The sequence below is a fragment of the Membranihabitans marinus genome, assembly GCF_021729155.1.
Classification (GTDB): domain Bacteria; phylum Bacteroidota; class Bacteroidia; order Chitinophagales; family Saprospiraceae; genus Membranihabitans; species Membranihabitans marinus.
Window position 1 is genome coordinate 1 of sequence record NZ_JAJQYA010000061.1, and the last position, 13816, is coordinate 13816.

Annotated in this window: 15 protein-coding genes; 12 read left to right on the forward strand and 3 right to left on the reverse strand. The window is 36.8% G+C overall.

All coding sequences use genetic code 11. The features are described from left to right. Nucleotides 1-231: hypothetical protein (locus LVD51_RS19600; RefSeq protein ID WP_236973077.1), on the forward strand; the 231-nt coding region annotated here is incomplete at its 5' end. Nucleotides 232-699: 468 nt separating this feature from the next. Next, nucleotides 700-1101 carry a CBS domain-containing protein gene (locus LVD51_RS19605; RefSeq protein WP_236973078.1) on the forward strand — a complete coding sequence of 134 codons (402 nt, stop codon included), beginning with the start codon at nt 700-702 and terminating at the stop codon, nt 1099-1101. Between the two features lie 106 nt (nt 1102-1207). On the opposite strand, the gene LVD51_RS19610 is transcribed toward LVD51_RS19605, so the two are convergent. Continuing rightward, nucleotides 1208-2365 carry an SGNH/GDSL hydrolase family protein gene (locus LVD51_RS19610; protein WP_236973079.1) on the reverse strand — a complete coding sequence of 386 codons (1158 nt, stop codon included), beginning with the start codon at nt 2363-2365 and terminating at the stop codon, nt 1208-1210. Between the two features lie 94 nt (nt 2366-2459). Beyond that, entirely contained in the window at nt 2460-3659 is a 1200-nt protein-coding gene (locus LVD51_RS19615) for a sialidase family protein (RefSeq protein WP_236973080.1), read from the reverse strand. A 597-nt stretch (nt 3660-4256) separates the two neighbouring features. Here LVD51_RS19615 and LVD51_RS19620 point away from each other — a divergent pair. Continuing rightward, complete coding sequence (locus tag LVD51_RS19620; RefSeq protein WP_236973081.1) at nt 4257-4670, forward strand: DUF3293 domain-containing protein; 414 nt, start codon at nt 4257-4259, stop codon at nt 4668-4670. Nucleotides 4671-4734: 64 nt separating this feature from the next. Here LVD51_RS19620 and LVD51_RS19625 read toward each other — a convergent pair whose 3' ends face one another. Next, entirely contained in the window at nt 4735-5661 is a 927-nt protein-coding gene (locus LVD51_RS19625; RefSeq protein WP_236973082.1) for an AraC family transcriptional regulator, read from the reverse strand. A gap of 109 nt (nt 5662-5770) precedes the next feature. Here LVD51_RS19625 and LVD51_RS19630 point away from each other — a divergent pair, with 109 nt between their 5' ends. The 9 genes from LVD51_RS19630 to LVD51_RS19670 all read left to right on the forward strand — a co-directional run bounded on the left by LVD51_RS19630 (nt 5771) and on the right by LVD51_RS19670 (nt 13607). After that, nucleotides 5771-7270 carry an aldehyde dehydrogenase family protein gene (locus LVD51_RS19630; RefSeq protein WP_236973083.1) on the forward strand — a complete coding sequence of 500 codons (1500 nt, stop codon included), beginning with the start codon at nt 5771-5773 and terminating at the stop codon, nt 7268-7270. A 73-nt stretch (nt 7271-7343) separates the two neighbouring features. Further along, nucleotides 7344-7703: a DUF779 domain-containing protein gene (locus LVD51_RS19635; RefSeq protein ID WP_236973084.1), complete on the forward strand. Its 360-nt coding sequence runs from the start codon at nt 7344-7346 to the stop codon at nt 7701-7703. Nucleotides 7704-8033: 330 nt separating this feature from the next. Continuing rightward, on the forward strand, nt 8034-8780 hold the full coding sequence (locus LVD51_RS19640; RefSeq protein WP_236973085.1) for a helix-turn-helix transcriptional regulator: 747 nt from the start codon (nt 8034-8036) through the stop codon (nt 8778-8780). A gap of 19 nt (nt 8781-8799) precedes the next feature. After that, the gene (locus LVD51_RS19645) at nt 8800-9261 is read left to right on the forward strand and encodes a GyrI-like domain-containing protein (RefSeq protein WP_236973086.1); all 462 of its coding nucleotides are present in this window, start codon (nt 8800-8802) and stop codon (nt 9259-9261) included. Nucleotides 9262-9743: 482 nt separating this feature from the next. Further along, on the forward strand, nt 9744-11060 hold the full coding sequence (gene nhaA, locus LVD51_RS19650; protein WP_236973087.1) for a Na+/H+ antiporter NhaA: 1317 nt from the start codon (nt 9744-9746) through the stop codon (nt 11058-11060). A 196-nt stretch (nt 11061-11256) separates the two neighbouring features. After that, nucleotides 11257-11466 (forward strand): hypothetical protein, encoded by a 210-nt coding sequence (locus LVD51_RS19655; RefSeq protein ID WP_236973088.1) that lies wholly within the window; start codon nt 11257-11259, stop codon nt 11464-11466. A gap of 228 nt (nt 11467-11694) precedes the next feature. Continuing rightward, entirely contained in the window at nt 11695-11862 is a 168-nt protein-coding gene (locus LVD51_RS19660) for a hypothetical protein (RefSeq protein WP_236973089.1), read from the forward strand. Between the two features lie 9 nt (nt 11863-11871). Further along, nucleotides 11872-12579, forward strand: a complete 708-nt coding sequence (locus tag LVD51_RS19665) for an endonuclease/exonuclease/phosphatase family protein (RefSeq protein ID WP_236973090.1) — start codon at nt 11872-11874, stop codon at nt 12577-12579. Between the two features lie 326 nt (nt 12580-12905). Then, nucleotides 12906-13607, forward strand: a complete 702-nt coding sequence (locus LVD51_RS19670) for a DJ-1/PfpI family protein (RefSeq protein ID WP_394803198.1) — start codon at nt 12906-12908, stop codon at nt 13605-13607. Nucleotides 13608-13816: the final 209 nt, after the last annotated feature.

Here is a 13816-nt window from a genome sequence, read left to right on the forward strand (position 1 = left end):
CCCGTAGACCGATTAACGGTCTACGATGCTTTGCATTTTGGTCGTTCACACCCGAAACACGGTGGTTTCGGTTCCTTTATCCGATGGATATTTAATCCATCAGGTTGTCCAACAGGACAACTTCATCCAGTCATCATCATCCAATCGACGTTAAGTCGATTGGGTTGCTCATTCCTCTCCCACCCAATGCGCAGAGGCATTGGTGCCTTTGATGTAATTCCAGTATTTTAGTAATCTATAGCTGTCGAATTTTATGCAGCATCGTCACAGCACAGTGGCTGTGACTTCACTCTCCGTAGACCGATTAACGGTCTACGATGCTTTGCATTTTGGTCGTTCACATTTAGGGTATTTGGTCACTACGTGACTTCATTCAGCTATATTCGGTCATATCTCTACGTTAAGACATAACTGCAACGTAATTCGATAGGTTTTGACTACTCTACCTCCATATCATTTCCAACAATAGGTAGCTTAACTTTTCAGAACGGAATGAACAAAAACCAGCATTTATCAAACATCATCGTAAAAACATAAAAATGTATAAAATACTAAACACAATAATGATTCCTTCCAAACAGTTTTCAACTTGTTAAAATATTTGACCAACTTTATCTTTTTTTACTCGAAAGGTTTGGCCACATAAAACTTTCCTTACCTTTAGTATTTTGATTTGACAACAAAAACCGTTTTATTTCAATGAATTTACGCGCCCCTGTTTCCAGTATTATGAGTGTCGATTTGATCACTGTCAGTCCAGAAGATTTAATCTCTAAAATCATTGACATATTCAAACGTGAAAAAATCCATCACCTACCCGTAATTGATGAAGGAAAAGTAGTTGGTATTGTCAGCAAATCTGATGTCAGATCCTTTAAAAAAGGTTATTGCTTTGAAGGTCAGACTGGATTACCAGTAAGTTGCAAAGTAAAAGACATTATGACAACGGGATTAGCAAAAATGGAACCAGAAGACAAAATCGATGTGGCGCTGGAAGTCTTTAAAGAAAACCTGTTTCACGCCATTTTGATCACTGAAGACAACCATTTGAGAGGAATTGTTACTACCCTAGATATCATCAAAGCCCTAGCTGAGGAGTAATACCAAATACACAACCACCTACTGCATCAAATTGATCGTCGTTAACTCAAACTATCTAGCACCTCTCTAGATAACCTTATGGTATTCACTAATCTTATGCTATTCACTAATCAAATAGGATGGCCTCAATCTTTTGTTGAATAGCATGGGCAATTCTCATCATCCCCAAATCGGTTAAATGAGTGCCGTCAACCGTTCCTTCGTGATCATCGCCAATTAGACCATCTGATTCTAAATAATATATCTCACTTATCCCAGCTTCTTTCGCTGCCTCAAAGGCCGTGGCCAAAGCCTTATTTTGAGTCTGAAGATAGGCTTTAGTACCAAATTTTTGGGGATTCTGAGTTCGAAAATGACTGTATTCCCTTACAATAGATTCAACCATCAATATCGGTGTACTAGGCTGACAAGATCTAAATTGCTTAATCAGATTTAGGGCATTGGCTCGAATAACATCAGGACTAGAATTAGGAGTACAATCCAATACTAATAATTGACTTTCTATTTCACATAAAAATTGACCTACCGAAGATTCAAACCTTCCATTACCACTAAATCCCAAATTGATAATCTCTACGTCCATATTCCTAGAAATAATTGAAGGGTATGCCATACCAGGACGAGAGGCACTTGCTCCTTGGGTAATACTGGTACCATAAACCACAATGGGCAGTTCACTCATTTGTTGAGAACTCTCAATCTCATACCCCCTCATCACACCTATCTCTATCGACCTTAATCCATCATACAGAGGCAGATGCAACATAAACTCTTTATACGTCGTATCCATATCTGTAATCAAACTCTTTTCATTTTTATGACCTGTTGGAACGCCAGAATTTACATACTGCCATCGACCATTCACTCGGCAATACAAATCTAGCCCCGATGCACCAATTTGAGTCATATTGGTTTTATCGGAATAACTCATCACTTCCCATCGCGCCACAATTTCGGGAGAATTACTCCTAAATATCAATTTAACACCAGCAGAATGACGGCTCAAACTCCACACTGGAGATCTCACAATCTCTTTGTATTTTTCGGGTAATCTACCGTAATGCTCTTCATCGTGACCTTTGCCCAATATGGTCAGATCCAATCCATCTACAAAGACGTATGCAGGATCAGTAGAATCCTGAACTTCGCTTAAAGATCCCTGAATATTAAAATCACCTCGCTCACCGAGTTCATTACTAGCCATTAAACCATTGACACCCATCATCAATACACAAAATACGATGCCTATTTTACCACCTATCATTTATCTTATTTTAAAAATTAAATATTGTTATTTAAATAAACCACAAAAGGCGAACCCTCTAGGGTGAACCATATGGTGAATACGCAAACTACTTTTAAGTATAAAATTGATCTAGCTTATAAATCCGCAAAGTAACCTCACTGTCGCGCTTCCAGTGAATGGATCTGGAATAATACGTGACGATAACTTCATCCTCCACAAAGCTAACCGATGGATAGGCCGCATCGCAATCTTCTCGATTCTCAATATCGCGAAAATATTTCCAGGTCTTACCTTCATCGCTAGATATAGCAGCAGTTAGAGGAATACGAGGCCAATTACTAGCAGATGCCACATTGTTCCACAATAAAAGCAAATCGCCAGTGGAAGGTATACGCTTTATGAGGGATGGGGCTTCTGGAGAAGACAAGGAAGTGGGCTGTGGTTCTGTCCAATGAAGACCTTTGTCCATAGAAAAGCTTTGATAAATTCGTTGATTGGTATTGCGCAAAAAAGCCATCAATCGACCGTCTTTCAATTCAACAATAGTGGGTTCATGGCAACCTCGGCCTTTCGTCGTCATACTGTCCTCACTTCTATGCCAGGTTTTAAATCCATCATCGGAATAAAACACAAAAGCATGCAGCTTACTATTTTTAGTGGCTGCCTGTCCGCCAACATAATTATTGCTAAAAGGTCCATGCGCTGGCAAAATAATTCGACCATTTTCCAACTGTACAATTCGATCGGCATTGTTGCAATAATACCCCGGTTCAGATATCTGTACTTTATCCAACCACGTACGCCCATTGTCCAATGATCTTCTCATATAGACATTTCGCTGTGCTGGAGAATCCCAACCTACAAAAAACAATAGCATTTCTTGATCCGATAATCGAATGACATTGGGGTGTTTTACGTTAAGTTTCCATTCATTGGGTTGAATAACCTTCCGCTCCTTCCAAGTTCGTCCCCGATCGTAAGATATCATTGAAGATATTTGGCAAGAAACGTGATCCCCTGTCCCCACATGTCCTTGTCTCACTTCTGGATATGCCATCGGTTGATCGACATAATATTCAGACCACACCATCATCAATCGATCATTGTCCAGGGAAATAATCTGTTGATGATCGTGTCTCGGATGTTCTGGTGTCCATGAACATGGAATAATATCGTGAATAGGAATCAGTAAAGGTCGTCCCTCATCCTCTTTATTCCCTGCTGTCTTTTTACCTTGTAAAAACATAGGTATTGATTTAGCCGACAAACCAAAGACAGCTGCATTTTTAAAAAACCTTCTGCGATTATTCATAGCATGAATTTAATAAAATATCTCATAGTGAGGAGTTAGGGTTTCAATTATACATATTAATACGAATTGGACATAGTATAAAAATTAAGACTGATGTGGCTTATACTGTATCAAATGAATTTATTATTGTACAAATGGAGATGATCATGGATTTGTCATGATTTTTGCAGTCATATTTTATCAAAAGGATGTTATTACTATCCATAGCTTTAAAATTAATAAATCCAATTTGGCTCCAAAGTAATTATCCGGTAAATACTTATAATTTCATCTTAATGTTTTATGTCGTCCACTTCGACTCAGCTCAGTGCGCCGCTTTCAGGAATTTTCTTTAAGTATAAACGAATAATTAACTCCTTAAAGATACCATCCCTCCCAATTTTTTGGAATATCACAATCCACTTTAAAAAGGTCTAGCAAACTTACCATAAAGGCTAAAAGCCTTATTTTTAACCTAAAAAATGAATCTTTTGCGAAATTAATTATGAAAAATAATTTCTGTATAATAATAGACATGAAACCGTATAAAAACGGTCAGACCGAAGCCATATATTTGGATTGTCCACAGTCTTTCCTAAGTATTGTAAATACATAAACATGAACCATCCCTTACATCAAGCCTATTTAAACACCACTTATGCGGTATATCATCTTAAAGATTCTTTTAATCTCAGAATTGACACTTCTAACTTAAATTTCAATCAATGGTGTAGAATGAAAAATATTACTTGCTGGGCTATCATTACGGCTTTCAACCCCTATTCACAAGCACTTACAAAACAGGAAAATCAAGACTTAAACATAAGACTAAAAAACCTACTAATGGAATCTGGATATTCATATAACCATGCAAGTGGCATCCCAAATCAGGGAGATTGGGAAGCGGAACCAAGCTTTTTTATCCACAACATTCCCCTAGAAAAAGCTCAAGAAATGGGCCGACTCTTTAAACAAAATGCCATTGTTTATGGTCAATTAGAAGATAGCATCAAACTTATTTGGCTGAGATAAACCAGAGAGACCAATACATAGTGAAGAGAAACGCGATCTAATCTTCATCCTCAAAAACACCTCATCAATCCAGTCTATTCTTTCTCAAAATCGCCTTGAATTCACTGGGAGTAATCATCTCGTACTCCTTGAATTTTTTATTAAAATAACTGGCGTTATTGAACCCTGATTTATAAGCAATATCAGCAATCTGATCATTGGTATTTCGGATTAATTTTTTGGAAAATTTAATCCGCTCACATGTGATATATTCTATCGGAGAGATCCCTAATGTATTTTTAAAAATTTTAAAAAAATGTGATTTACTCATACAAGCCTTGTCTACCAGTTTGTCTATGGATATAGTCTCTGTCAAATGTTGCTTGATATAACTTATAGCGTAAGCTATTCTATGATCACTCAAATAATTGTCGGTATTTTCCAAAAGGGAATTTCTAGCCTTAGACTGAAGAAGGCGTATAATTAATTCTTTTATAATACCATCGATAAAAATATCTTTGGACTTGTGTTCTTCCGTAAAGGTGAACACCAATCGATCCACCAATTGCTGAATGCCCTGATGATTATCCAGGTGAAATGAATTTTCTTCTATGCTCCAATCTCCATTTTCTTGTAAATCAATAATAGTTTCTGCGTTAAAAGAGTTGACGACTTCATTGACCTTATAGGGATCGATAGTTAATGCTAGGCATTGCGTAGGATTTTCCCTATTGGCTTCGGGAAAATCAATAAGCATTTTTTTCCCACTTGGAATGACCACAGATTCACCGGGATAGAAATCAAAAGACGTCATATCTTCTAGATGCATCACTTTTTTTCCCGTTACCATACTGGCCAAGACAGGATATTGAAATTGAAGACTCACTTTTTCCGCCCATTGGTGGGTTTCAAAAATATTTAACTCGGAATATGTCGAGTTATATACCGTATAATTTTCGACCAATGTTGTCAATTTTCGCTGTTGTCGATGTTTGTCCAGAAGTTTTCCCATTACACTTTATTTAGAATAAGAACATCCTTTTATTATTTGATATTATCCTTTTATCAAAGAATATTACTATCACATAACTTGCCCAAAGAATAATTAAAACAATACAATAATGAGTTACACAAAACCTAAATTTAAAGAAAAATACGGGAATTTCATCAATGGAAAGTTTGTTGCTCCCGTAGATGGCAAGTATTTCGACAATACTTCACCTGTTGACAACACTTTAATTGCTCAATATCCAAGGTCGCAAAAAGCAGATGTAGATCTTGCTATTGAAGCCGCCAATGCCGCCAAAGAATCCTGGGGCAATACTTCGGCAACAGAACGCGCTCAACTACTGAACAAGGTAGCCGACATTATTGAAGCCAACCTAGAAGAATTTGCCGTTGTAGAAACCTGTGACAATGGCAAACCGATCAGAGAGACCTTAAATGCCGACATCCCATTATCGATCGATCATTGGCGGTATTTTGCAGGGGTAATCCGAGCAGAAGAAGGCTCAGCTACTGAACTCGATGCCAATACCCTGTCTATGAATATCAAAGAGCCTCTCGGAGTAGTCGGTCAAATCATCCCATGGAATTTTCCATTGTTAATGTTATCTTGGAAACTACCTCCTGCATTAGCTGCAGGTAATTGCGTAGTTCTAAAACCAGCTGAACAAACTCCTTCCTCGGCAACCCTACTCATGGAAAAAATAGCCGATGTTTTTCCTCCAGGTGTAGTAAATGTGGTCCACGGATTTGGACCCGAAGCGGGTAAGCCATTGGCCTCTAGTCCAGGAGTCAACAAAGTAGCCTTTACTGGTGAGACCACTACAGGGCAATTAATCATGCAGTATGCTTCCAAAAATCTTAATCCCGTAACCATGGAATTGGGTGGAAAATCACCCAATATATTCTTCAACAGCGTAATGGATGAAGACGATGCATTCTTAGACAAAGCGATTGAAGGAGCAGTATTATTTGCCTTCAATCAAGGGGAAGTCTGTACCTGTCCTTCTAGACTATTGGTACAGGAAGACATTTACGATGCTTTTGTAGAGCGAATTATAGAGCGAACAAAGGCCATTGTTCAAACCAACCCCTACGATACTAGCTGTATGGTTGGAGCTCAAGCCTCCAACGACCAATATGAAAAAATCCTATCTTATATTGCCATCGGTAAAGAAGAAGGAGCCAAAGTATTGACTGGAGGGGCAGCCTGCACCTTAGATGGTGAATTTGCCAATGGTTTCTATATTCAACCAACCATATTAGAAGGCCACAACAAAATGAGAGTATTTCAAGAGGAAATATTTGGCCCAGTCGTATGTTTAACCAAATTCAAAGACGAGGCAGAAGCATTGGAAATCGCCAATGACACCCTCTATGGCTTAGGAGCTGGAGTATGGACTAGAGACGCCCATCAATTATATCAAATACCCAGAGCCATTAAGGCAGGTAGAGTGTGGGTCAATTGTTACCACGCTTATCCCGCCCATGCTCCATTTGGTGGATATAAAAAATCTGGATTTGGAAGAGAAAATCATTTAATGATGATGAATTATTATCGCCAAACCAAAAATATGCTCATTTCTTACGACAAGAATAAATTGGGCTTCTTTTAGCAGGAATGTTATTGACTAAAAAAGGGTTGGCTTATATATTAGGCTAGCCCTTTTTTTAAAAAAATTAAAGATTATGAAACCATCCAGGGTGGCGATCACAGAAAAAGCCATAAAAATAGTACAGAAGCTCCAAGAACAATATGGAGATCTGATTTTTCATCAAAGTGGAGGCTGTTGTGATGGGTCTTCTCCTATGATATTTGAAAAAGGCGATATGTATTTAGACGACAGCGATGTCTTACTCGGCAACATTGCTGGGGTAAATTACTACATGAATCAAGATCAATATGAATATTGGAAACACACTCATCTTACCATAGATATTACAGAAGGTAGAGGATCCAGTTTTTCACTTGAAATTCCACTTGGACTGCGATTCATCATTCACTCACGATTATTGACCGATGAAGAAATGACTCTTTTCAATAAGTAATACGAATTACTTTTTAAGACGACGGAAAAGATTTCGAGACAACTGAGCAGGATGCACGACTGAATAAAGTTGCTCAAAGAGCAACCAGATGAACTAAATGTTCATCTGATGAAGGAGCCACGACCACTGTGTCGTGGGTGGGTAGGGAGAGACCGTAAATCGACTTTCAGCGAGGGAGTCGTGAGCTCAGTCTCACGGGAGGGTTGGCCGTTTGACGAGACAAAAAACACCTCTATCATACGAATTACATTACAATCACGCCTCGGTACATTGGACTTGGTTACCTAATTATAAAATGTATTTCGTATAATACATACAAAATCGATCTAAATGGCCAAGGACAAACCCAGACTGACGAGACTGACTGCAATGGTTACACAATTGCAATCAAAACGAATCGTGACAGCGAAGGAGATTGCCAAAACCCATAATGTAAGCATTCGAACCGTTTATCGAGACATCAGGACATTAGAAAAATCGGGCATTCCCATAGTTACGGAAGAGGGTAAAGGCTATACTATTGTGGATGGATATAAAATTCCCCCCATCATGTTTACCCTAGAGGAAGCCAATGCCTTGATTACAGCGGAGCAACTGATCAGAAAAAACAAAGACCAATCTTTGACCGAACAATACGAGAGTGCTATTATTAAAATCAAGTCTGTATTAAAATACAGTCAAAAAGAAAAGGTAGAGTTATTAACTAATCGGATACAAATTCGAAATAACCCCGAAAATGAAAAGACCAGTAGCTTTTTAATCCAACTCCAAGCCACCATCTCAAATTGCAAAATTGTAGAGATTGACTACCTATCCTTAGAGAATCAGAAAAGCCAAAGGACTATTGAACCTTTTGCCCTGTATTCCACACAAGACAATTGGATACTCATAGCTTTTTGTTGCTTAAAAAATGATTTTCGATCCTTTCGACTGGATCGCATTCAACAGCTCAAAATCACCGAAGACGCTTTTGAACCACATAAGATGACTTTGCAGCAGTATCTTGAAAAATGCTATAAAAAATTTAAATCCACCCCTGACACACCTATGGCACAAGACTCATCTACCTTTGCATAAAATCAAAAAATATCTTCGTATGCAAAATGTACAAATTCAACCTTTTAATGTAATCGGTCTTTCAATCAGAACAACGAATGAAAATGGACAAGCTAGCACAGACATCGCAGCCTTGTGGCAGCGGTTTCTATCAGAGAACATCTCCTCCCTCATTCCCAACAAAATAGATGGATCGATTTATTCATTATACACCGACTACGAAAGCGATCATACTCAGCCCTATACGGCGATACTGGGTTGCCAGGTTCAAAATTTAGACCATATCCCCGATGGAATGGTAGGCCTATCATTTAATGGCGGAAATTATGTCAAAACCACGGCTAAAGGAGATTTAATGCAAGGACTTATTGTAAATCATTGGTCAAAAATATTTGAAATGAATTTGGATAGAAATTTTGTCGCGGATTTTGAAGTTTTTGGAGAAAAAACTCAAAATCCATCAGATGCGGAAGTCGAATTCTATGTTGGAGTGAAAAGTTAGATTTAAAGGTAAAAAAGATTTAAGACCTTCAATACCAAATAAATTTATAATTCGAAGTCCAATACCTCAATAAACTAGGGTATTGGACATTTTTATCGGCTGCAATCAATTCGAATTTATAGAAAACTAAAAATTCTTTTAGAATTAAACAGAAGAATATTTATACAAAAATGTAAAAGATTTCTTTTTTAAATCCAACATTACTGATGATTAATAGCAATATTGATTTAACGAGGAAAATAGCACATTCCAATCTTATTAATTCCCCTCTCAATACCTATGGACTTTGCCCAATCAATCAGATCTGCGCATACGATTTATAAGAAAATGTAAACTTTAGTTAATAAAAACATATAATAATGGGTTCAGTCAAACTAACTCAGTCCGCGAACCCTTCTGGATTTTCTAATCAGAGAAAATTTGTTATTTTCGAACATCACGGCAAATAATATACAGATTCCCCTCTTTCACAACGATAAAAAATGATTAAAAAAAATACCCTTACCCCTTTTCAAAACTTCGTCAAGACAGAAAGCTTTAGTGGTTTTTTACTGATGTTTGCCACTTTATTTGCCCTGGTTTGGGCCAATTCTCGATTTGGAGAAAGCTACCAAGCCCTATGGCAATATAAAGTGGGTATTACTTCTCCCCACTTTGAGCTTTACAAACCACTAATTTTGTGGATCAATGATGGATTAATGGCTGTCTTTTTCTTCTTAATAGGATTGGAAATTAAAAGAGAATTTTTAATAGGGGAGCTAAACTCTATGAAGAAAATTGCCTTCCCCCTCTTCGGAGCTATGGGAGGTATGTTGGCACCGGTATTGTTGTTTTTCATTCTCAATCAAAATCCAGAAACATTAAAAGGTTGGGGCATACCCATGGCTACTGATATCGCATTTTCACTGGCTATTTTAAATCTCCTGGGCAAGCGTATTCCCCTTAGTTTAAAACTATTTTTGACGGCCTTTGCCATTGTCGATGACATTGGCGCTGTCATCGTCATAGCCGCATTTTACAGTGGATCCATTAATGTCAGCTTATTGTTACTGGCCTTAATCTTGCTAGCCATTCTTTACTTATTAGCGTACAAGGGCTTTTATTCCAAATATTTGGTGTTGAGCTTTGGGATTATCATATGGGTTTTGTTTTTAAAATCTGGCATCCATCCAACCCTTGCTGGTATTTTACTCGCATTTTCGGTTCCAGTGAGACAAAAAATTAACACCCCTGCATTTATTGAAAATTTGTCCGAAATTATAGACCGAATAAAGAAAGCCAAAGTATCGGAAAAACCAATTCTTTCCATGGAACAAATCGCCGAAATCGATGCCTTAGAAGACTGGACCGATAGTTATCAATCTCCTCTCCAACACCTTGAGCATAAACTTCACGGTTGGGTGGCTTATTTCATTATTCCCATTTTTGCCTTGGCCAATGCCGGAGTAATCCTTAACAATAATGCAGACCTAGACACTTCCCTCATTAGAAATATTATTCTATGCTTAGTCATCGGAAATAGTATTGGCATTACGACGATCATTTTAGTTGCCAAAAAAATTAAGCTCATTGATGTCCCAAGTGAAATTACCAAACGCCATATAGTCGGGGTTTCATTTTTGGCTGGTATCGGGTTTACCATGTCAATATTTATTGCCAGTTTGGCTTTTTCCAATTCTCCTGTGTATATCGATTCGGCTAAAATTGGCATTCTTATCGGTTCATTTGTTTCCGCGATAATTGGCTATAGCGTCTTGAGATGGAAAACGAATAAATTGGTTACCGACAATAATGAATAACTGTATCTATCGATAAATTAAAAATCTTTATAACATTCTAAATAATTAACATAACTTATTTTATTGGATAAGTAAGCTGGATGAAAAGAAAATCTAAATAGTAAGTTTAAAAAACTGATGTTTTAAGTGATTCAACCTTTAACAAACTATCTTGGTTATAAGCAAATGTTGGATGCTCAATAAAATATACTTAACCATGAAATGGAGTTTTAATAGATTAATTGATGGTAATAAGATTAATACAGAGACTATTGAATGGAATGGACCATACTCATGGCCAAAATATGAATCGGTAAATGGCTTACCTAAAATACCAGATTTAGAAGGTGTATATTTATTTACATTTGAATACAAAAATAACTTTGTAGTATATGCTGCTGGTATTACCAACTCAACTAAAAAGTGAATATCGGCTCATACTCGTGAGTACAGAAAAGGCAATTACACTGTTCTTGATGTCGGCTCAGCAGAAAAAGGTGAACGAAAAGAAATATGGCATGGTTGGCAATATGCTAAATCACACCAGGAGGAATACCAAGCTAATAAAAGCAAAATTGATTCAGCTATAGACACTCAACTTTCTGCGTTTAGGATATTCATAACCGAAATTCCCAATCAAAGAAAAAGGGAAAGATTGGAAGCTGGCATTATGCAAAATATTTATATTTCAAAAGAACCTTGGTCTGAATTAGCAGATAGAGGAATGTATCTAAAGGGACGGTATAATTCCGAAATACCGATTATTGCAAAAAACATAAATACAAAAGTGATTTATGGACTTCCAAATTTTTTAGAAATTTAATACACAAAATTGAGAATAATTACCTGGAATTGTAATGGCGCTTTTCGAGATAAATTTAATATTTTATCTGACTTTAATGCTGACTTGTATGTAATCCAAGAATGTGAAAATCCTGCAGAAACACAACACAAAGGATACAAACAATGGACAGCCAACTACCTGTGGATTGGAGATACTAAAAATAAGGGACTTGGGATTTTTGCAAAGAATAATATAGAATTAAAAAGGCTGAATTGGTCAAATCAATATAAAGCCCATAAAGTAAAATACTTCCTACCATGTTCAATAAATAACGACTTTGATTTATTAGCAGTATGGAATCATCGCAATCACTCTACTATTTTTGAATATATTGGACAATTTTGGATATATCTTCAAATCAATAAATTAAAATTAAACAACAGCTTGATCATCGGAGATTTTAACAGCAATAAAATCTGGGACAAATGGGACAGATGGTGGAATCATTCTAATGTAGTTGCCGAATTAAAAGAGATCGGAATTGAGAGTTTATACCACTATTATTGGGATGAAGAACAGGGAAGTGAATCCAATCCAACTTTTTATATGCATCGAAAACTAGAAAAACCCTATCATATAGACTATGCATTTGGTAGTAAAGAATTTTTAACACGACTAAAAACGATGCAAATCGGAGCAGAAAACCATTGGCTAAAGTTCAGCGATCACTTACCAATTATTTGTGAGTTTGAATAATAATACCAAATGCGTTTATAATTGTCGGTAACAAAAACCAGTAAATACTCAATTATAGCATAAAAATTATAAAGCAAATTCTGTCACTCGCCCAGACCTCAAAATATTAGAAATCAACCAAAATTAAACATTGAATTTCAGATCAATACAAACAAAACTCACTAGTGTTTAACAATCAAAAGTGTTGCTGCAATTAAAAGAAAATACACTTTAATTATTTTAAATTGATATCTTAAAATACCATAGACTCGTGTTATTGAAAACGTTTTAAAACCTACCTTATGAACAAAAGTATATATGCACTTCTGATTTTGTCTTCGTTTGCAATGAGTTGTGATTCGCAATTTTCCAGCTCAATGGTTAAAAAAACACCTACGGTAGAAATAAAAGAAGATACCTTAACCAGTCATCTTAAAACCTTTCAAGCAAATCTTCCTACCATCGGGCTATTAATGTTTAACGGCGTACTTCAAAGTGAAGTCATTGCCACATCTGATGTTTTCTCTAAACCTAGAGAGGATGGAGAGCAGCTTTTTAACGTTATTACTATCGCAGAAACAATAAATCCTATCACCACAGAAGAGGGAATAAGAATCTTACCGGATTACACTTTTGAAAACTGCCCAACCTTGACAGCCCTCTTTGTACCCAGTGCCTATGATATGTACTCACAGGTTCACAATGAAAAAATTGTAGATTTTATAAGAAGAAAAAATGAAGAGACTCTTTATACCGTCAGCAATTGCGCTGGAGCTCAGCTCATCGGAAAATCGGGTATTGCAGATGGCAAAAAGATCGTAACCTGGATAGGTGGTGGCAAGCAATTACAAACGGACTATCCCAGTCTAATTGTTCAGGATGATAGTTTAATAACCTTTGTTGAAGATGGAAAATTTAGTTCGTCAAACGGTAATTTGGCCAGCTATATATCAGCATTGAATCTACTCGAAAAAATGTCTTCAAAAGAACACCGAAAATATATTGAAAGCTATTTATATATCGACCGATTGAAAAATTGGAAGGAATAATACCCATTGCGTTTAAAATAATCGAGCACAGTTTGGGGCTACTCCTCTATTATGTCAATAAAAAAACCTCTGTGGGATTACTCCCGCAGAGGTTAATATACTCAATCGACAATCTGGTATTAATATCTTATTATCAATCCACCACAATCATCTTCTTCGTCGCTGTATGCTTATCTGTGGTCAGCTGGTAATACAATACTCCACTGCCT

Bases quoted from the DNA above. Each gene is read 5' to 3' on its own strand.
- LVD51_RS19605 (WP_236973078.1), top strand. From the start codon at position 700: ATGAATTTACGCGCCCCTGTTTCCAGTATTATGAGTGTCGATTTGATC.
- LVD51_RS19610 (WP_236973079.1), bottom strand. From the start codon at position 2,365: ATGATAGGTGGTAAAATAGGCATCGTATTTTGTGTATTGATGATGGGT.
- LVD51_RS19615 (WP_236973080.1), bottom strand. From the start codon at position 3,659: ATGAATAATCGCAGAAGGTTTTTTAAAAATGCAGCTGTCTTTGGTTTG.
- LVD51_RS19620 (WP_236973081.1), top strand. From the start codon at position 4,257: ATGAACCATCCCTTACATCAAGCCTATTTAAACACCACTTATGCGGTA.
- LVD51_RS19625 (WP_236973082.1), bottom strand. From the start codon at position 5,661: ATGGGAAAACTTCTGGACAAACATCGACAACAGCGAAAATTGACAACA.
- LVD51_RS19630 (WP_236973083.1), top strand. From the start codon at position 5,771: ATGAGTTACACAAAACCTAAATTTAAAGAAAAATACGGGAATTTCATC.
- LVD51_RS19635 (WP_236973084.1), top strand. From the start codon at position 7,344: ATGAAACCATCCAGGGTGGCGATCACAGAAAAAGCCATAAAAATAGTA.
- LVD51_RS19640 (WP_236973085.1), top strand. From the start codon at position 8,034: ATGGCCAAGGACAAACCCAGACTGACGAGACTGACTGCAATGGTTACA.
- LVD51_RS19645 (WP_236973086.1), top strand. From the start codon at position 8,800: ATGCAAAATGTACAAATTCAACCTTTTAATGTAATCGGTCTTTCAATC.
- nhaA (WP_236973087.1), top strand. From the start codon at position 9,744: ATGATTAAAAAAAATACCCTTACCCCTTTTCAAAACTTCGTCAAGACA.
- LVD51_RS19655 (WP_236973088.1), top strand. From the start codon at position 11,257: ATGAAATGGAGTTTTAATAGATTAATTGATGGTAATAAGATTAATACA.
- LVD51_RS19670 (WP_394803198.1), top strand. From the start codon at position 12,906: ATGAGTTGTGATTCGCAATTTTCCAGCTCAATGGTTAAAAAAACACCT.